General features: G+C 71.7%; 19 protein-coding genes and 2 pseudogenes. 9 read left to right on the top strand and 12 right to left on the bottom strand.

Going from position 1 to position 17,944, the window contains the following annotated elements; genetic code table 11:
• Together HTZ82_RS19375 and HTZ82_RS19380 are read right to left on the bottom strand one after the other, a co-directional pair.
• Positions 1–597 (bottom strand): FMN-binding negative transcriptional regulator (locus tag HTZ82_RS19375; protein ID WP_175410685.1); only part of this gene is annotated, 597 nt, incomplete at its 3' end.
• Positions 598–607: 10 nt separating this feature from the next.
• The gene (locus tag HTZ82_RS19380; RefSeq protein ID WP_175410686.1) at positions 608–1,345 is read right to left on the bottom strand and encodes a pyridoxamine 5'-phosphate oxidase family protein; all 738 of its coding nucleotides are present in this window, start codon (positions 1,343–1,345) and stop codon (positions 608–610) included.
• Between the two features lie 35 nt (positions 1,346–1,380).
• Between HTZ82_RS19380 and HTZ82_RS19385 the strand changes: the two genes are divergently transcribed.
• The gene (locus HTZ82_RS19385) at positions 1,381–2,715 is read left to right on the top strand and encodes an aminotransferase class I/II-fold pyridoxal phosphate-dependent enzyme (RefSeq protein WP_175410687.1); all 1,335 of its coding nucleotides are present in this window, start codon (positions 1,381–1,383) and stop codon (positions 2,713–2,715) included.
• On the opposite strand, the gene HTZ82_RS19390 is transcribed toward HTZ82_RS19385, so the two are convergent.
• Positions 2,706–3,713 carry a DMT family transporter gene (locus HTZ82_RS19390; protein WP_175410688.1) on the bottom strand — a complete coding sequence of 336 codons (1,008 nt, stop codon included), beginning with the start codon at positions 3,711–3,713 and terminating at the stop codon, positions 2,706–2,708. The genes HTZ82_RS19385 and HTZ82_RS19390 overlap by 10 nt on opposite strands.
• 73 nt (positions 3,714–3,786) lie before the next feature.
• Here HTZ82_RS19390 and HTZ82_RS19395 point away from each other — a divergent pair, with 73 nt between their 5' ends.
• Complete coding sequence (locus HTZ82_RS19395; RefSeq protein ID WP_175410689.1) at positions 3,787–4,698, top strand: LysR family transcriptional regulator; 912 nt, start codon at positions 3,787–3,789, stop codon at positions 4,696–4,698.
• 102 nt (positions 4,699–4,800) lie between these two features.
• Here HTZ82_RS19395 and HTZ82_RS19400 read toward each other — a convergent pair whose 3' ends face one another.
• Positions 4,801–5,319, bottom strand: coding sequence for a Rieske (2Fe-2S) protein (locus tag HTZ82_RS19400; protein WP_175410690.1), 519 nt, complete (start codon positions 5,317–5,319; stop codon positions 4,801–4,803).
• Positions 5,320–5,397: 78 nt separating this feature from the next.
• On the bottom strand, positions 5,398–7,551 hold the full coding sequence (locus HTZ82_RS19405) for a prolyl oligopeptidase family serine peptidase (protein WP_175410691.1): 2,154 nt from the start codon (positions 7,549–7,551) through the stop codon (positions 5,398–5,400).
• Between the two features lie 131 nt (positions 7,552–7,682).
• Between HTZ82_RS19405 and HTZ82_RS32765 the strand changes: the two genes are divergently transcribed.
• Positions 7,683–7,808: a hypothetical protein gene (locus tag HTZ82_RS32765; RefSeq protein WP_302852248.1), complete on the top strand. Its 126-nt coding sequence runs from the start codon at positions 7,683–7,685 to the stop codon at positions 7,806–7,808.
• Positions 7,809–8,269: 461 nt separating this feature from the next.
• Here HTZ82_RS32765 and HTZ82_RS19410 read toward each other — a convergent pair.
• Together HTZ82_RS19410 and HTZ82_RS19415 are read right to left on the bottom strand one after the other, a co-directional pair.
• Positions 8,270–9,081, bottom strand: a protein-coding gene (locus tag HTZ82_RS19410) for an IS5 family transposase (RefSeq protein ID WP_375540835.1) whose coding sequence is annotated in 2 segments (ribosomal slippage) — positions 8,270–8,730 and positions 8,730–9,081 — 813 coding nt in all. Because the reading frame shifts where the segments join, the coding sequence is not laid out codon by codon here.
• An 85-nt stretch (positions 9,082–9,166) separates the two neighbouring features.
• A protein-coding gene (locus tag HTZ82_RS19415) for an IS5 family transposase (protein ID WP_254711965.1) occupies positions 9,167–9,993 on the bottom strand; the annotation gives its coding sequence in 2 pieces (ribosomal slippage) (positions 9,167–9,627 and positions 9,627–9,993; 828 coding nt in all).
• A gap of 110 nt (positions 9,994–10,103) precedes the next feature.
• Between HTZ82_RS19415 and HTZ82_RS33095 the strand changes: the two are divergent.
• Positions 10,104–10,472, top strand: a pseudogene (locus tag HTZ82_RS33095) (ricin-type beta-trefoil lectin domain protein); the annotation flags it as partial.
• Between the two features lie 34 nt (positions 10,473–10,506).
• Positions 10,507–10,677, top strand: coding sequence for a hypothetical protein (locus HTZ82_RS32395; RefSeq protein WP_254711964.1), 171 nt, complete (start codon positions 10,507–10,509; stop codon positions 10,675–10,677).
• A 757-nt stretch (positions 10,678–11,434) separates the two neighbouring features.
• Here HTZ82_RS32395 and HTZ82_RS19425 read toward each other — a convergent pair.
• From HTZ82_RS19425 to HTZ82_RS19440, 4 genes and pseudogenes are all read right to left on the bottom strand, one after another.
• On the bottom strand, positions 11,435–12,190 hold the full coding sequence (locus HTZ82_RS19425) for a transposase family protein (RefSeq protein ID WP_175410695.1): 756 nt from the start codon (positions 12,188–12,190) through the stop codon (positions 11,435–11,437).
• Between the two features lie 128 nt (positions 12,191–12,318).
• On the bottom strand, positions 12,319–12,837 hold the full coding sequence (locus tag HTZ82_RS19430; RefSeq protein WP_175410696.1) for an NUDIX domain-containing protein: 519 nt from the start codon (positions 12,835–12,837) through the stop codon (positions 12,319–12,321).
• A 20-nt stretch (positions 12,838–12,857) separates the two neighbouring features.
• Positions 12,858–14,128 (bottom strand): annotated as a pseudogene (locus HTZ82_RS19435) (IS256 family transposase).
• A gap of 638 nt (positions 14,129–14,766) precedes the next feature.
• The gene (locus HTZ82_RS19440) at positions 14,767–15,210 is read right to left on the bottom strand and encodes a MarR family winged helix-turn-helix transcriptional regulator (protein WP_175410697.1); all 444 of its coding nucleotides are present in this window, start codon (positions 15,208–15,210) and stop codon (positions 14,767–14,769) included.
• Positions 15,211–15,317: 107 nt separating this feature from the next.
• Between HTZ82_RS19440 and HTZ82_RS19445 the strand changes: the two genes are divergently transcribed.
• From HTZ82_RS19445 to HTZ82_RS19460, 4 genes are read left to right on the top strand one after another with little or no spacing between them, the layout of a single operon-like run.
• The gene (locus HTZ82_RS19445; RefSeq protein WP_175410698.1) at positions 15,318–15,878 is read left to right on the top strand and encodes a quercetin 2,3-dioxygenase; all 561 of its coding nucleotides are present in this window, start codon (positions 15,318–15,320) and stop codon (positions 15,876–15,878) included.
• 4 nt (positions 15,879–15,882) lie between these two features.
• The gene (locus HTZ82_RS19450; protein ID WP_175410699.1) at positions 15,883–16,029 is read left to right on the top strand and encodes a DUF1427 family protein; all 147 of its coding nucleotides are present in this window, start codon (positions 15,883–15,885) and stop codon (positions 16,027–16,029) included.
• The gene (locus HTZ82_RS19455; RefSeq protein ID WP_175410700.1) at positions 16,026–16,253 is read left to right on the top strand and encodes a XapX domain-containing protein; all 228 of its coding nucleotides are present in this window, start codon (positions 16,026–16,028) and stop codon (positions 16,251–16,253) included. The genes HTZ82_RS19450 and HTZ82_RS19455 overlap by 4 nt, the downstream gene beginning before the upstream one ends.
• A 55-nt stretch (positions 16,254–16,308) precedes the next feature.
• Complete coding sequence (locus HTZ82_RS19460) at positions 16,309–17,220, top strand: alpha/beta hydrolase (protein WP_175410701.1); 912 nt, start codon at positions 16,309–16,311, stop codon at positions 17,218–17,220.
• A gap of 185 nt (positions 17,221–17,405) precedes the next feature.
• On the opposite strand, the gene HTZ82_RS19465 is transcribed toward HTZ82_RS19460, so the two are convergent.
• Positions 17,406–17,903, bottom strand: coding sequence for an aldo/keto reductase (locus HTZ82_RS19465; protein ID WP_309235569.1), 498 nt, complete (start codon positions 17,901–17,903; stop codon positions 17,406–17,408).
• Between the last annotated feature and the right edge of the window lie 41 nt (positions 17,904–17,944).

Here is a 17,944-nt window from a genome sequence, read left to right on the forward strand (position 1 = left end):
CAGGGCGCCGCCGCGCGCGGTGAGGCCCGCCGCGATGCGGTCCTGCACAGGCTCGGGCTTGTGCTGCCCGTACTTGAACTTGGCCCGTACGTCCGTCACTTCGAGGCGCAGTCCGCGCAGCCCCGGCAGCAGCCTGCCGTACGGGGCCTCGCCGGCGGCCGCGCGCGCCGAGCCGCCCTCGGGCTGGAAGTGGTCGACCTGGCGGTTCAGCAGCTCCGCCTTCGCGGCCGGGTCGTCCACGACGTACGCGGTGCAGACGAGCTGCACGGCGGCGTAGAAGGACGTCGGCGTTCCGTGCTCCTGCGGATCGTCCGGGGACGCCGCCCACGGACCGGGGACGAACGCGTAGTCGTCCACGACGCTGAGCACGACCCGTGGGTCGGACTCCAGGGCCGGCCACAGGGGGTTGGGGCGGGCGAGGTGGGTGACCACCTCGCCGTACGGGCCGGGACCGGCGTCGTACCGGAAGTGCAGCGGCTGCACCCACGGCGGGCTGCCGGGCGGGCCGTTCACCGCGAGCTGGCCGAAGTCGTGGCGGCTGAGCCAGTCCCGCCACTCCGCCTCGTCGTGGGCCGCGTCCCAGGGGTGGATGAGCATGGCGCGGACCTCAGAGGGCGGCGAGGTAGTCGGGGAGAGCGACGGACGGGTCCAGGTGCTCGTCCGGGACGGCCGTGCCGTACCGGGTGACCAGCGGGATCACGCCGGCCCAATGGGGGAGCGCCAGGTCCTCCGGCTCCTCGTTGACGCCGCCGGTGCGGACCTTCGCGGACACCTCCGCCAGGTCGAGGCGGAGGACGGCGGTCGCGGCCAGCTCCTTGGCGTTGGCGGGGCGCGAGTCGTACGAGCGGCCCGGTACGACGTGGTCGACCAGCGCGTCGAGCGCCGTCCGCTTCTCTTCGGGGTCCGTGACCTGGTGGGCGGTGCCGTGGACCACGACCGAGCGGTAGTTGACGGAGTGGTGGAACGCCGAGCGGGCCAGGACCAGGCCGTCCACGTGCGTCACGGTCAGGCAGACGGGGAGGCCCGGCGCGGCGGTGTCCTGCTCGCTCCGCCTGCCCGGCTGCTCGCCCGCCATGCGGAGGGGGCGTGAGCCCGTCGAACCGTGGACGTAGAGGCGCTCGCCCACCCGGCCGTAGAGCGTCGGCAGGACCACGGGGGCGCCGTCCCGGACGAAGCCGAGGTGGCAGACGTAGGCCTCGTCGAGTATCGCGTGCACCAGCGCCCGGTCGTAGGAGGCCCTCGGGCGGCCGCGGGTCGGGACAGAGCGGTCGGTGGGCTCGTACGCGGGCTCGTCCGTGGGCCCGTACGTGGACGTGGACGTGGACGCGGATGTGGGCGCTGACATTGCGGCCTCCATTGCACTAGTACATAATCTGGTTTGTGCTAGGAGAGTATCGGATCGAAGGGCGTCGCGCATCGGAGATCGCGGCCAGCGTGGAGCGCGGAGTGGGCTCCGGTGAGTTGAAGCCGGGTCAGCTGCTTCCGCCCATGCGGGAGTTGGCCGGGGAGCTGGGCGTCAACCCCAACACCGTCGCGGCCGCCTACCGCACCCTGCGCGAGCGCGGGGTCATCGAGACCGCGGGGCGCCGGGGCAGCCGGGTGCGCCCGAGGCCCGCCACCACCGCGCGGGGCAGCCTCCGGATCGAGGCCCCCGAAGGGGTGCGGGACGTGGGCGAGGGCAACCCCGACGTGTCCCTGCTGCCGCCGCTCGGCGAGGCACTGGCCGCCGCGGCCCGTGCGCACGCGGCGCACCCCACGCTGTACGGGGAGGTTCCGGTGGACGAGGAGTTCGCGCGGCTGGCCCGGGCCGCGCTGGACGCGGACGGGGTGCCCGCAGGCCCGGTCGGCGTGGCCTCCGGCGCGCTGGACGCCATCGAGCGGGTGCTCGCCGCGCACCTGAGGCCGGGGGACGCGGTGGCGGTCGAGGACCCGGGCTGGGGGAGCGTGCTGGACCTCGTGCCGGCGCTGGGGCTGCGGGTCGTACCCGTACGGCTCGACGACGAGGGGCCGCTGCCGGGGGAGGTCGCCCGGGCGCTGCGGGACGAGGGCGCGCGGGCCGTCGTGGTGACCGCGCGGGCGCAGAACCCGACGGGTGCGGCGGTGAGCGGGCCGCGCGCCGCGGAGCTGCGGGACCTGCTGGCCCGCCATCCGGACGTGCTGCTCGTCGAGGACGACCACGGGCACGGCTTCGTCGACCTGGCGCCGCACCCGCTGGCCGGGGCGACGAAGCGGTGGGCGTTCGTGCGGTCCGTGTCCAAGGCGTACGGGCCGGACCTGCGCGTCGCCGCGTTCACCGGTGACGCGGTCACCGTGGACCGGGTGCTCGGGCGGCAGCGGCTCGGGCCCGGGTGGGTGAGCCGGCTGCTCCAGCGGGCGGTCGCGCACCTGTGGCGGACGGGCGCGGTGGACGGCGCCGCCGTCGCCCGGGCGTACGGGGAGCGGCGGGACGCGCTGGTCCGGGCGCTGGAGGCGCGGGGCGTCGAGGCGCACGGGCGCAGCGGGATGAACGTGTGGGTGCCGGTGGCGGACGAGACCGGGGCCGTCGCCCGGCTGCTGCACGCGGGCTGGGCGGTGGCCCCGGGCGCCCGCTTCCGTGTGCGGTCCGGACCGGGCGTGCGGCTGACCGTCTCCCGCCTGTCGCCCGGCGACATCGAACCGCTCGCGACGGCCGTGGCGGAGGCGGCGGGCCCGATGCCGGCCCGCAGCTACGGGTGACGGGCGCTGCCCGGGCGGCTCTGGGTGAGCGCCGCGCCCGCCAGGACTATCAGGGCGCCGACAGGCGTGTTCCAGGTGAGCTGCTCGTCGAGGAGCGTCACGCCCGCCGCCGTCGCGATGACGGGGATGAAGTACGTGACCATCTGGCCCGTCGTCGGACCGACCTCCGCGACGATGCCGTACTGGAGCAGGACCGCGAAGCCCGTCCCCAGGGCGCCGAGTGCCGCCACCGCGAGCAGCGGGCCCACCGGGAACGCCGTGGGGAGGTGGGTGAACAGCGGTGTCACCACGGCCAGTTGCGCGGTCGCCAGCATCAGCTGCGCGCCGGTCAGAGACAGATGGGACTCGCTGCGGCCTGCCAGGGTGCGGCGTACGTAGATCCAGCCGACCGGGTAGCTCAGCGACGCGGCCAGCGCCAGGAGCGTGCCGGTGGCGTCGATCCCAGCGAAGCCCTGCCAGGCCCCGAGGACGGTGAGGACACCGATGAAGCCGAGCCCCAGCCCCGCGACCCTGCGCCGTGTGGGCCGGTCCTCGGAGAGCGCGACGAGCGACAGGGCCATGCCCCACAGGGGCGACGTGGCGTTGCAGATACCCGCCAGCGTGGACGGGATGGTCAGCTCGGCGTACGCGAAGAGCGAGAACGGCAGGGCGTTGAGCAGGAACCCGGCCACGGCCAGGTGACCCCAGGTGCGCACGCCGCGCGGCAGCCCCGTCCGGCGCACCGCCATGGCGGCGACGAGGACCGCCGTACCGAACAGGAGCCTGCCGAACGTCACTTGGAACGGTGCGTACGCCTCCGTACCCACTTTGATCAGCAGAAAGCTGAAACCCCAGATCAGCGACAGCACGGCGAACCGGACGCGCCAGTCGACGCGGCGGCGCGGGTGTGGGTGTGGGCCGGGGTGTGGGGCGGCCGGCGGGCGTGATTCCGGCGGTGCCGGGGCGGAGGGAGAGGCGGAGGCGGTGTCGGTCGCGGTGTGCGGGGTCGCGGTGCGCATGGCACCACGATCGTCGCCACGACGTCGTAGAACAAGTGAGATTTTCTTGATGGATTAGCTTAGTATCGCTTACATGTTGAACCTGGAGCGCCTGCGGACCCTTGACGCACTCGCCCGCCACGGCTCGGTGAGCGGCGCCGCCGACGGGCTGCACGTGACGACGTCGGCCGTCTCGCAGCAGCTGTCCAAGCTGGAGCGCGAGGTCGGCCAGCAGCTGATCAGCAAGAACGGGCGCGGTGTGCGGCTCACGGACGCGGGGCAGTTGCTCGCGGCGCACGCGGCCCGCATCCTCTCGCAGGTCGAACTGGCCCAGGCCGACATCGAGGCCCAGCGCGGCCAGGTCGTCGGCGAGGTCCGGCTCGCCGGCTTCCCGACGGCAGCACGCGGCCTGTTCCCGCGCGCCATCACCGCGCTCCGTACGGTGCACCCCGAGCTACGGGTGCGCAGCAGCGAACTGGAACCGGAGGCCGGTATCCGCGCCGTGCTCCGGGGTGACGTGGACCTGGCCGTGGTGCTCGACTGGAGCAACAAGCGGCTGCCCGTGCCGGGCGGGCTCGCCCAGGCCGCGCTGCTGGACGACGCCGCCGACGTGGCGCTGCCCGCGGACCACCCGCTCGCGGGCCGGACCGAGGTCGACCTGGAGGACTTCGCCGACGCCGAATGGGTCTCCTGGCCGGAGGGCGAGTTCTGCCACGACTGGCTGGTGTTCACGCTGCGCTCGAAGGGCATCGAACCGCGCATCGCGCACTTCGCGGGCGAGCACCACACGCAGCTTGCGCTCATCCAGGCCGGGCTCGGTGTGTGCGTGACCCCCCGGCTGGGGCGCGGCCCCGCGCCGGAGGGCGTCGTCCTCGTGCCCGTACGGCAGGCGATGCACCGGCACATCTACGCGGTGTGGCGCACCGACGCCGACCGGCGGCCGTCCATCCGGGCAGCCGTGGACGCCCTGCAGGACGCCGCCGGCACGGTCGGAGGACCGAACTGACGCGGCGGCGGCCGAACTTCGGGGGCGGGCTGAGCCGCCGTCGCGGGCCGAGCCCCGGCGCGGCGCGGTCGCGGGGNGCCCCGCGCCGGGGGAGCGTGACGGTCAGGCGAGCTTGATCGAGTCGCCGTCCACCGTGATCGACGCGGGCGCGAGCGGAGTCGTCGCCGGGCCCTTCTTCACACTGCCGTCGGCCGCGTCGAACTCGCTGCCGTGGCACGGGCAGTTGATGACCCCGTCCGAGATGTCCTTCACCGCGCAGCCCTGGTGCGTGCACATCGCCGAGAACGCCTTGAACTCGCCCGCCTTCGGCTGCGTGACGACGATGCCCTGGTCCCCGAAGACCTTGCCGCCGCCCTCCGGGATGTCGGACGTCTTCGCCAGCACCTGACCGCCGCCGCCCCCGGTGCCGCCGCTGCCGGTGTCCGCGCTGCCGCCCGAACCACCGCCCGTGGCCGGTGAGCCGGCACCGGCGGTCGGCGCGGTGTCAGCACTGCCCGTGCCGCCCGCGCTGTCCGAGCCGCCGCACGCCGTCAGAACGACGGCGAGCCCCGCACCGCCCGCCGCGGCGACGGCGGTACGGCGTGTCATGGCCCCGGCCGGGGCCCCTGCCTCTGCGGTCATTCGCGCTTCCCTCCGCGTTTCCTGCGTCTCTCCGTGTTACCCGGACACAAGGGGGTACGGCGCGCGGCGCGCGGGCGTTCAGGGATTCAGCGATCTTTTCAGGAAATCCACCTCCAGACCGAGCTGATTCGCCACCACCTCCTCCTGTGTGACCATGTGCGTCGCGCCCGGCAGCGGCAGCACACTATGGGGCCGGCCGGCAGCCAGCAGCGCTGCGGACAGCCGCAGCGTGTGGGCCGCCACCACGTTGTCGTCCGCGAGCCCGTGTATCAGCAGCAGCGGCCGGGACAACCGGTCCGCGTACGGCACGAGGGACGACCGCCGGTAGTTCTCCGGCTGCACGGCAGGGTGCCCCAGGAACCGCTCCTCCCAATGCGTGTCGTACAGCCGCCGGTCCGTCGGCGCGGCGCCCGCGACCGCGGCGCCGAACACGTCGGGGCGGTGCAGCACCGCGCCGATCGCCAGATAGCCCCCGTACGACCAGCCCCGCACGGCCACCCGCCCCAGGTCCAGGAACGGATACCGCTCCGCCGCCGCATGCAGCGCGTCGACCTGGTCGTCGAGAGCGGGCCCCAGCCGGTCGCCGCGCACCGCGACCTCCCACGCCCGGCCCCGCCCAGGGGTACCGCGCCCGTCGGTGACCAGCACCGCGAAGCCCTGCTCGGCGAACCACTGGGCGACCGCCCCGGTCCAGCCGTACGCCCGCACGGCCAGCTGCAGGCCCGGTCCGCCGTACGGGCTCAGCAGCACCGGCAGGCGCTCGCCGGACGCCGCGTCGAACCAGGACGGCACGAACAGATGGCTCCGCAACTCCCGTACGCCCAGAGTCAGATGGACCGGCCGCGGGGTGACCAGGGGTTCCTCGGCCAGGACCGCGATCGTGCCCACCGGCCTGCCGCCGCGCAGCACCGTGACCGTCCGCTCGCCGCCGGTCCGGCTGTCCAGGACGACGGTGTCCCCGCCCACCGCGGCCGTATGGATGCCGGGCGCCTCGCTGACCCGGCGGAAACCGCCCCGGTCGCCGTCGCCCACCGGGTCGTACACCCACACATGGCTCTCCGTCGGCTCCTCGCTCGCCGCCACGTACACCCGCTCGCCGGCCGCTCCCAGGACCTCGCGGACGTGCAGGCCGGGCGGCGAGGCGACACCGCCGACGCGCACCCCGCACGTGTCGTCCCGGACCTGCGCCACGACGGACGTGCCCGTGGCGGTGCGCAGCGGCACGCCCGGTATCAGCGGGACCCACGCCTCGTCGTGCAGCACGTCGAGCGGCCGCGTGGCGCCCGTGTCCGGGTCGGCGCCGAAGAGCTGGACGGTCCGCTGGTCCCGGGTCTGGACCTGCACGTACGGCCCGTGCGTGTCCCAGCCCGCCGCCGTGACGTACTCGAACCGCAGGTCCGTCCAGACGCCCTCCGGATGCCGCCCCGCGTCCGCCTCCGCCGGAAGCCGGACGGGGACGCGGTGCCCGTCCAGACCCAGGACGTGCACCGTCACCTCCGTGTTGGCGGTGCCCGCCGCCGGGTACCGCACGGAGCGCGGCGGTCTGGCGGGGTCCGCCGGGTCGGCCAGGTACCAGCGCGCCACGCGCGCGTGGTCGACGCGCGTGACCAGCAGGGCGTCCCCGTCGGGCGACCACCAGTAGCCCCGCGTCCGCCCGATCGACTCGGCCGCCGCATGGTCCGCCAGGCCGTACACCACGTCCGGGCCCTCGGGCTCCGCCAGCGGCCGGTCACCGCTCCCGTCGGTGCCGACGACCCGCAGGGCGCCCCCGGAGACGTACGCGACGAGGGAGCCGTCCGGCGAAGGGCGCGGGTCGACGGCCGGCCCCGCGGTCGGTATCGGCCACGGCGTCCCCTCGCCGTCCGTCCGGACCGCCCACAGCGCTCCCCCCAGTGCGAACACCGCGAGCCGCGCCTCGCGGTCCGTCGCGTACCCGACGATGCCGGACGTGGTCACCCGGGCGCGCTCGCGGCGTACCTTCTCCTCCTCCGGCACGTCGTCCGCGTCCCCGGTGCCGCCGAGCACCGCCGGATCGGCCAGGAGCCGCTCCCGGCCGTCCTCGAACAGCCACAGCCGGCCCACCGGGTCGGTGCCCGAACCGGTGCGGACGAAGAGCACCCGGGAGCCGTCCGGCGAGACAGTGAACCGGTCGGGCACACCGAGCGAGAAGCGTCGCGTGCGGGCGAAGTGACGGGGAAAACCAGGCGTGATGAGGGAGATCGGCGAGGTCATAGACAGAGCATGACAGCGCGAGGCGACACGGCGGGCGACGAAGGGCCGGCCCTGTGGACAACGCGAACGGCGGACCCGCACCTGTGGACAACTTGATCGCCCAGCCCACCGCCCCCACGTAGCCTGGGACGATGCTTTCCGAAGTCACAGCGATCCGCTACGTCACGCCCCTGCGTGAGGGCGGCTCGCTCCCGGGCATCGTCGAGGCCGACGATCTCGGTACCTACGTCATGAAGTTGTCTACCTGGTGGCGCTGACCTGCATTGATGTGGCTGTTCCCACCCCTGACCTGCGCGGACAAGTCTTTCAGCGTCTTTCGGGATCGTGCTGCGTTACGTGGTCGATTCTCCCCACGCGCTCCCCAGGACCGTCGATACTCCCCAGATTCTCCCCAGGGGGGAGCTGCTGCGGCGGGCCTGGGGCGCGGGGCGTCATGCCGCCGGAGCCGGTGCCAAGGACACGTGGAGTGACTGCCTGCGAGAGCAGGGAGGGAAGGAACCTGACGCCGAGCGGACAGGTGCAGGGCGTGATCCTGGCGCTGGCTGAGCAGTTCGTCTGCGAGGCAGCTGGCGTGCCGATACTGCGGTTCTGCGCGCTGATGCCCCTGCCCGAGCGGTGAAGTGCGAACCGCATCTCCGTGGCGCGAGGGCCCAGGCGACCAAAATGACGATGCGTATCAACGATTCGGGTCCATTTCGGCCAGCCGCCCTTAGAACTCCTAACACAATGAGTTGATCTGGCGGTGGGTGATCAGGCAGCAGGCGAGCTTGAGGAAGGCTTCGTGGATGTCGGCCCGTCGTTCCCAGCGGACGCGGAGTCGTTTGAATCCGTGGAGCCAGGCGAAGGTGCGCTCGACCACCCATCGGTAGACGCCCAGGCCGCTGCCGTGGGGTGTGCCGCGTCGGGCGATGACGGGGAGGATCCGGCGGGCCCGAACCTGGTCGCGGTGGACGTCGTGGTCGTAGCCTCGGTCGGCGAAGAGGGACTGGGGCTTGCGGCGGGGCCGTCCGGGCCTGCCGCGGACGGGCGGGACGGCGTCGAGCAGGGGCATGAGCTGGGTGACGTCGTTGCGGTTGCCGCCGGTGAGGATGACCGCGAGCGGGGTGCCGTGGCCGTCGGTGATCAGGTGGTGCTTGGAGCCGGCCCGTCCCCGGTCGACTGGCGACGGGCCCGTCTGGAGCCCCCTTTTAGTGCCCTGACGTGGCTGGAGTCGACGACTGCCCGGGACCAGTCGAGGCGGGCGGCGGCGTTCAGCTCGGCCAGCAACACCTCGTGCAGCTGTTGCCAGGCTCCGGCCTCGTTCCAGTCCCGCAGCCGCCGCCAGCACGTCATGCCGGACCCGAAGCCGAGCTCCTGGGGCAGGTGTTCCCACTGGATGCCGGTGTGCAGGACGAACAGGATCCCGCACAGCACCTGCCGGTCCGGGACCGGCTTGCGGCCCGGGTACCTGAACCGTCTCTCCCGCTTCGGCAGGAGCGGCTCGATCCCCTTCCACAGGTCATCCGACACGATCCACGGCGAAGCCCCCATGGCCCAGACAACGCCGAATTCGCCGACCGGACACGGCCACCAGGGCCGATCCACCTCATTGTGTTAGGCGCTCTTAGAGGATGTCTCATGTGGTTATTGAGGCCAGTCGTTTGTAGCAGGTCAAGGCGGCTGCGAGGCCGATGAAGGTAAGGAAGTGTTGGCCCTTGCGTTCGTACCGGACGGTGAGGCGGCGGTAGCCGAAGAGCCAGCTGATCGTCCGCTCGATCCGCCAGCGGTGTCGGCCGAGTCGCTCGCCGGACTCGATGCCGGGGCGGGCGATCCGCGCGGCGATGCACCGGCTGCGGAGCCAGCGGCGGTGCTCGGTGGAGTGATACGCCTTGTCGGCCCGGAGTTTGCCGGGTCTGCGGCGGCGTGGTCCGCGCCGGGACCGGACCGGGGGTATCCCACGGATCAGGGGCCTGAGCGCATGGGTGTCGTGGACGTTCGCGCCGGAGACGCCTACGGCCAGCGGCAGGCCCTGCGCGTCGGACAGGACGTGCATTTTGCTGCCCTTCTTGCCCCGGTCGACCGGGTTCGGCCCGGTCAGCGTGCCCCTTTTTTGGCCCGCACGTTCGCGGCGTCCACGATGGCCGAGGTCCAGTCAATCTCCCCGCGCGCTCCGAGCTCGTCCAGGATCGCCCGGTGCAGCCGCCGCCAGACCCCGGCCTTCGTCCAGGCCGTGAACCGCCGGTGGGCGGTCGCCGGCGAGATACCGAACGTATCGGGCAGCATCCGCCACGCACACCCGCTGGTTAGCACGTACACCACCGCCGCGAACGCCTGCCTCTCATCGACCGGAGCCGTGCCCCCGCCCTGCTTCCGCGGAGTGAACTCCGGCAGCAATGGCTCCACCAGAACCCACAGGCCATCAGGGACAAGACGACATGAGAGATCACGAGCCACGGACGGCATCATGCCTGACACCACTCAGGCCGCGTGAGACAGCCTCGAGTCCATCCCTGACGCCCTCCGCCCACGGGTGTTCACCACCCGCCACACCTCCGTAGAGCGTCCCTGACTCCATGAGACGGCGCCCGCATCGGAAGCATCGAAACCTTCGGGCGGCCGCTTCGTTGGGACTCCATGATCAGCCGGGTTGCCGGCCGGAACATCAAGGAGGCCTCATACGCATCGCAGCTGTAGTCGCCGTGACAGCGGCCCTCGTTCTCCCCCTCGCTTCCCCCGCATCCGCCGCAGTTCCTCCCGAGGACGGCACTGTCCTGCTCAAGGACTCCTTCACCAAGAAGTGCCTGGACTCCGACAGCGGCGGCAAGGTGTACACCAACGACTGCCACACCGACAACGGCTACCAGAAGTGGCAGTGGATTCCCCGCGGCGCGGACAAGGTGATCCTCCGCAACATCGCCACGGACCGCTGTCTCGACAGACAGCGGTGGCGAGAGCGTCTACACCAACACCTGCACGGTGAACAACCAGCACTTGCAGTGGCTGTACCGAGAGCACACCAGCGGCAACCTGGAACTGAAGAACGTCGCTACCGGCCGGTGCCTGTTGGCCGACATCCACTCAGATGTCAAGACCGTCTCGTGCAACGACGTCAACTACGACTGGGGCCCGACGGTGGTACCGGCGTAACGCCGGCACGGATCTCCGCCCAGCCGGTTCTGGGGCCGGCTCAGGGCCGTACAGTCTAGGGGTGATCGGGCGTCGGGTGCTGTGGACGAACTCCCCAGCGGCGCAGTCCTTGGCGTACTGCGCCGCTCCAATCAGGTGGTAAGAGCCGGGGCGCAGGGGGCTTACCTGCCACAAGAAGCTCGCGAAGCCCACCACGTGAGACATCCCCTTAGTGGGTGCCGGCATACGCCCTCGCAGAGGTCAAGGCGTGTACGCCGCGACGGCGTCAACGCCGGTGTGAGGCGGCTGGCATCGATCGGGTGACAAGCCAGCACCGGTGTTGGAGTGGCCACCCTCAGCCTGACATGGGGAAACGGGCCATGACCCGTGTCGCGTTGGCGTACCTGTTGATCACCTGTGGTTACCATCCGTCGCGACAGAGGTCAGCGAGGGGACAGAACTTCCTCTTTGGGGACGTCGTGACAGATGCATCGCGGTCGGCGCGTTTGGCGCAGGTGTCGTCTGATCTATCGGACGATTCCATGACCGTGCAACTGCTGGCGGCCGGGCTTACGCGTATCCAGATGGATCAGCACGGAGCTTTGTGGAGTACTCCGTCGCTCGGCGTGGGGAGCGTGGGTCTGCCCTCGGCGTGGAACAAGGGGTGTGAACCGTCTGTGGTGGCGGGCTCTGGAGAGCGGGATGGCTCAGCTGCCCACTCACATGGATGTTTTCGCCTGGTGCACGAGGCCGCTCGGGCACTGGGCCTTTTCCAACCTCACGCTGACGCGTGGTGAAGGATGAGAACGGCCTGGACGATCGCGGTGATGCGGTTGGTGCTGCAGCGGAGCTTCGGCAGAGGGCGCCAGCCCTTCAGAGTGGCCATGGCCTGCTCGCCGAGGCAGCGGATCTTGGCGTGCGTGCTGTTGTGCCGACGCTGCCACCGCTTGGGGCGACGGCCTCGGAACGGGACGCGGACGGGGTGGCCGGCTCCCTGGTACGCCTTGTCCGCCCAGCACTTCAGCTCGGCCGCGGCGAGCGTGTCGATGATCCCGTGGGTCCGTGCGGCGGTCAGGTCGTGGACGGCCCCGGGCAGGGCGGGTGACGCCCACAGCAGCCGTCCGAACGGGTCGGTGAGGACTTGGACGTTCATGCCGTGGCGCTTGTGTTTCCCGGAGTAGTACGGGGTGTCGGCGGCGATCCGGTCGATCGGCAGGAGGGTGCCGTCCAGGATCACGAACGCCTTGGTCCGGATGGCCTTCATCGCCTCGGTCAGGGGCGGGGCGAGGGCGGCCAGGACGTCGATGACCTCGCGTATGTAGCGATAGACGGTCGCGATGCCGATGCGGAACCCGGCGGCGAGCTGGGCATAGGTATCGCCGCATCGCAGGTGGGCCAAGGCGAGCAGGGCCTGTCGGTCCGTGGGCAGACGCCGCCAGCGCGTTCCGACCTCCCGCCGCCGGGCATGCAGTTGAGCGCTCAGGTAGCGCAGGGTGCGGCTGGACAGATCAATCGACGACGGGTAGACAAGCACGCGAAGCTCCTGGTGGGGCACGGTGGATCTTGGTCGTGACACCTCCTGCCAGGAGCTTCATCGCGCTGCAGAGCCGCCCAACTGACGGACACGGCCGTCAGGTTGGAAACAGCTCAGTGATCTGGTGGTCAGAGGCCGTGGAGGTTGGGGCGGGTGATGGCGGCTTCTGCGAACAGCCGGCGATAGAAGGGGCCAAGGCCGTCGGGGATGGCCAGGGACCGAAACGCCTCCTCGGCCGGCAGGAGACGGCGGTGGGCCATCTCGAAGCGTGGGTCCCATGGAGCCAGACGCACCTCTGCTCCCCACATCGACCGGACCAGCACCAGCCCTTCCTGGGGACCTCGCACGCAGAGGCCCCGGCTGAACCCGAGGAGCCGGCAATCCACCACCTCGGCGCAGGCTTCCTCACGGACCTCGCGGCGCATCGTGTAGACCCACTGCTCACCCCGCTCCGGGCGACCGGCGGGCAGACCCCACCGCTGTCCGTCTGGGCTGACCACGACGATCCGATCGCCGGCGGCGCACACCGCCTCCGCGCCGTGTGGCGTACCCGACGGAGGGTCAGGAGGCGGATACCAGGCAACGTGCCATCCCTGACCGTTGATGGATGCGGCGAAGTCGGCGCCATTCCCAGCGATGTCGTTCATGGTTTCGCTCCGTGAAGGGATCAAGCAACGGTGGGGACGGGGTCTTCGTCAGGGCGTCCGACGAGGTGGCCGCGTTCGAAGCGGGCTCCAGCGCGGACGAGGACGACAAGGTGGGGTGCGTTGACGGCTCGCCAGCGAGCCTGAGCGGACTCCACCAGCTTGAAGACCATGGCCAAGGCGGCGGCCGCGCTGCCGGCGCCCTTGGTGACCTTCGTCCGCAGCCGCACGGTGGCGAACGTCGACTCGATGGGATGTGTGGTGCGCAGGTGGATCCAGTGCTCGGCGGGAAAGTCGTAGAAGGCCAGCAGCTCGTCCACGTCGTCGTTGATCTTCTTGACGGCCTTGGGGAACTTCGTGCCGTAGGTCTTCTCGAACGCTGCGACCGCCAGTAGCGCGTGATCACGGTCCTCGGCGTGGTAGATCTCCTGCAGGCCCTTCTTCGCCCCGGGCTGGGCCGACTTCGGGAGGGCGTCGAGGGTATTGGCGATCTTGTGAACCCAGCACCTCTGATCGCGAGCTTCGGGAAAGACCTCGCCGAGGGCCCTCCAGAAGCCGAGCGCCCCGTCACCGACCGCGAGCACCGGGCCGCGCATGCCGCGGCGGGCGCAGTCGCGCGGCCGGTCGCCCCAGGAATCGGCTGATTCGCGGTAGCCGTCGCTCATGGCGATCAGCTCCTTGGTGCCGTCCGCGCGCACGCCCATCAGCACCAGCACGCACGAGTTCGCCTCCCGCAGGCGTATGCGCAGATGGATGCCGTCGGCCCAGACATAGACGTAGTCGCTGCCGGACAGATCGCGCTCGCCGAACGCCTGATGGTCGGTCCGCCACTGCTGGGTCAGCCGGGTGACCGTCGCCGGTGACAGGCCCGCCGAGCTGCCGAGGAACTGCTCCAGTGCGGGCACGAAGTCGCCGCGGGACAGGCCGTGCAGGTAGAGCAGCGGCAGCACCTCGCTGATCTTCGGTGACTTGCGGCACCACGGCGGGAGGATCGCCGAGGAGAACCGCTTGCGCTCGCCTGTTTCCTCGTCGACCCGCCTGTCGTTCACCCTCGGCGCCTTCACCTCGACCACCCCGGCCGCGGTGGTGACCTTCCTCGGCTGGTGGTAGCCGTTGCGCACCACCAGACGGTGGCCCTTCTCGTCGCGCTCGTCGGCCAACTCGGCTATGTATGCGTTGACTTCGGCCTCCAGGGCCAGGCGGTCAGCATCCTTCTTGCGCCCTCGCGGACGATCTCGTCGATCAGGGAGGAGCCCTTGGCGGTGGTGCCGTCGTCGTTCGCTACGCAGTGCACGGGCGTGCCTTCCCGACCCGCGTGGCAACGCGGGCCTACTCGATACCGGTCGATCGATCACTCGGGAAGGTACGCCCTCCCGAGCCGATCCGCAGTCTGAGCATTGCTCGGGAAAGTGTTGAAAGAGGTCGTATCGACCCGCTATGTCACGCCCTTGCGTGAGGGCGGCTCGCTCCCCGGGATCGTTGAGGCCGACGGCTTCGGCACGTACGTCATGGGAAGTTGTCCACCTGGTGGCACTGACCTGCATCGATGCGGCTGTGCCCACCCCTGACCGCGCGGATAGGTCCTCCGGCGTCCTTCGGGCTCGTGCCGCGTTATGCGGTCGATTCTCCCCTTCACGCGCTTCCCAAGGTCCTCGACACCCCTCAGGTTCTCCCCAGGGAGGTGACGTTGCGGCGGGCCTGGTGGTACGGGACGTCATACCACCGGAGGCGCTGCCAAGGGCACGTTGGGCAACTGCCCGCGAGGGCAGGGCAGCAGCCTGGGCCACCGCGGTGCACATGGGCTCCGCGCAGAACCCGTCCGCGCCACACGGTTCGACGGCCATGGCCGACGCCGTACGCGCCGCCACCGGCTGACCGGCGAACGGCCGCCTCCATGGGTCAGCGGTTCGATCCGGTGCGGGCCGACGCCGCTCAGGGTGCTTCCACCTGCGGGGGCTCCCCCCGAGGAGCGGTCAACGCCTCGCGCAGGGCAGCGACCGCATTGGTGCCGATGCGTTCGGCCAGGACGCCTTCGATGACCACGAGGGTGTCCTGGGCACGTCGGTGGACCCGGGCGCCCTCGGCGGTGGGGCGGATCAGGCGGCTGCGGGCGGAGCCGGGATCGGGGACCTGTTCCAGCAGCCCCATGCCGATGAGGGCGTGCACGGCCTGGTGGGCGGTCTGCCGGGTGACCCCCATCCGGCGGGCGAGCTCGGAGACCGTCGTGCCCTCTTCGTCGAGGGCGGCGAAGACGGCTGCCTGCCCGATGGTGACGGGCTGCTCGCCGGCGGCCCGCATGCTGGCCAGCAGCGCGTCGTCGAACCAGCGTTTGGCCTCGGTGAGCAGTTGGGGCAGGTTGCGTGCGGGGGTGGTCATGGCTCCTCACGGGACGGGGCTTCGAGCATAGCGATCGCGCACAAGGGTGCCGCCCACCGCGAATGTCAGGTAGTCTGACATTCCTCGTCGTTCTGCCGGAGGTCCCCATGACCATGGAGTTCGCCCGTCCCAGCCGTCCGCGGTCGCACATCCCGGCCGAGCCGGGAAAGCCGTACTTCATCGAGAAGGGCATGGGCGACCGCGCTCACCTCTTCACCGACCTGGTCACCGTCTACGCGGGCGGGGAACAGACCGAGAACGCCTTCAACTTCTTCACCGTCGAGGGCCCCAGGGGCGAGGTCATCCCGGCGCACGTCCACTCCGACACGTACGAGGTCTTCTACATCACCGACGGCGCGGTACGGCTGTTCGTAGAGGACCTGGAGGGCGAGCAGCACGAAAGGCTGCTCACCGCCGGCGACTTCGGCTTCGTACCGAAGAACTGCCCGCACGCCTACCGCATCGAGCGCCACCACAGCCGGGTCGTCGGCGTGGCCGCCGGACCCGGCGGCACCTTCGAGCGGTTCTTCGAGAACCTCGGCGTCCCGACCGAGGAACTCGGCCTGCCGCCCGAGCCCTACGTACCGGGACCGCACAAGTTCGCCACCGTGCCGCAGCGGTACGACGTGCGCTTCCTGCCCGAGCACCAGTGGCGCACCGGGAGCTGATCCCGTGCCGTACGTCCGGGCACTCTTGACCGGGGTGCTGGTCGGCGTCCTCTACGCGGCGCTGAGGGTGAAGGCGCCGGCACCCCCGCTCCTCGCGCTGTTCGGCCTGCTCGGGATGGTCGCCGGGCAGAGCGCGCTCGGGGCGCTGTGACTGCCCCGTGCCGGCCACGCCTGTCCCGGTTCACCTGCCGGGCAGCCGTCTCCTTCACCGCCGGGACGGCGATGGGCGCCGTGTGCTGGGGACTGGGGCTCACCGCGCCCGCGCCGACCCTGCTGGGCCTGGCCGGGCTCCTGGGCGTCGGCATCGGCGAGCGCGCGGCCACGGCGTGCGGCGCCCTCCTGGCCCACCGCCGCTCACGTCATCGACACACGTGACCCGACCGCCCGCCCGCCGGCCGAGAAGGCCGCGCCCTACCCCAGAGAGACGCCCATGCCGCTGACGCCCGACCTCGCCGCGTTCCTGGCCCCGCCAGCCCCCGAACAGATGCCGCTCCCGCCCGCCGCGCGCCCCGCCCCCGGCGTACGGCTGCTACGCGGTGTTCCGTATGCCTACCGGGCGGGCGTCCGGCCGCTCGAACTCGATCTGTGGCTGCCCGACGAGACGTACCACCCCCTGCCGGTCGTCCTCTACCTCCACGGCGGAGGCTGGCGCGCGGGCTTGCGTACGGAGATGGGGCCGCGCTTCCGTCACTGGGACCCCGATCCCTTCGCCCGTCTCGCACAGGCCGGGTTCGCGGTCGCCTCCGTCGACTACCGGCTCAGCGGCGAGGCTGTCCACCCTGCCCAGCTCGACGACGTGACGGCGGCTCTGGGCTGGCTGAACGCCCGAGCCGACGAGCTCGGCCTGGACACGCGCCGGACCGTGTCGTGGGGCGAGTCGGCCGGCGCCCACCTCGCCGCCCTGCTCGCCCTCACCGCTCCGCTGAGCGGCTGCGTCGCCTGGTACGGGCCCACCGATCTGACCACCCTGCCCGGCCAGTGCCCGGCTGGCGCCTACGACGCCGCCGACCCGACCACCCGTGAGGCCCTGCTGATCGGAGCGGCGATCGCCGACGCGCCGGACCTGGCGCGCGCCGCGAGCCCGGTCGCCCACGTGCACGCCGACGCTCCGCCGTTCCTCGTCCTGCACGGCACCGAGGACGTGCTCATCCCGCTCGCCCAGGGTGAGCAACTGGCCGCGGCCCTCCGTCGCGCGGGCGCCCGCGTCGACTTTCGGCCCGTACCGGGCGCCGGCCACGGCTGGGAGGGCCTGGCGGACGACGAAGCCGAGCGGTGCTTCACCGCGTCCGTGGACTTCGCCCTCGCCTGCACCGCTGGCCTGCTTCCTCCCGTACACCAGTAGCCCGGCGCACGCCCGGTGGCGGAGCCGGCGCGAAGCGAGCAGCGAACGGATGCGCCGGAGGCGAGAACACGGAACTCGTCGACGTCGAGGCAGCGAGAAGCCGACCTGCGTCGCGGAGGCGGTCTACCGCCGCTACGCCTGACGGACCGGCCGACGGCCCCGACCGCGGACAGCCTCCGACGGCCTCAGCCTGCCCGGCCGCAGCGCTCCGTGTCGATCTCGGGCAGCGTGGCCTCGGGGTAGCGGGCCCCGTGCCCGGTCGTCGCGTTCAGCACCCGGCCCGCCGCCTCGAGCACGCCGGCGGGCACCTCGGCGTCGAGCACGGAAAGGTTCTCCCGCAGGTGGTCCACCGACCGGGTCCCCGGAAGGGCGACGACGTGGGGTCCGCGGGAGAGGACCCAGCCGAGGGCCAGCCGCGGCAGGGTGAGCCCGGCCTCGTCGGCGATCCTCTCCAACTCGTCCCGCAGTGCCAGGTTGGCCGGATAGTGGCGCTCGTCGAAGCGGGGCATGGCCCGCCGGACGTCCCCGGCGGGAAGAGCCGCCGGGTCCGGCGGAGCGGCGGTGAGGAACCCGCGCCCCAGCGGGCTGAACGCCACGAGGGCGACGCCTAGGGCCTGTCTGACAATTCCCGCCTGCCCCGCGGCGCCTGGCACGCGCGCTCGCCGCGTTGCCGAAACGCCCACGTGGCTCCGCCACGAGGGCGCTCCGGCGCCTTGCGATCGCA

Source organism: Streptomyces sp. TRM64462 (assembly GCF_013362995.1).
Taxonomy (GTDB): domain Bacteria; phylum Actinomycetota; class Actinomycetes; order Streptomycetales; family Streptomycetaceae; genus Streptomyces.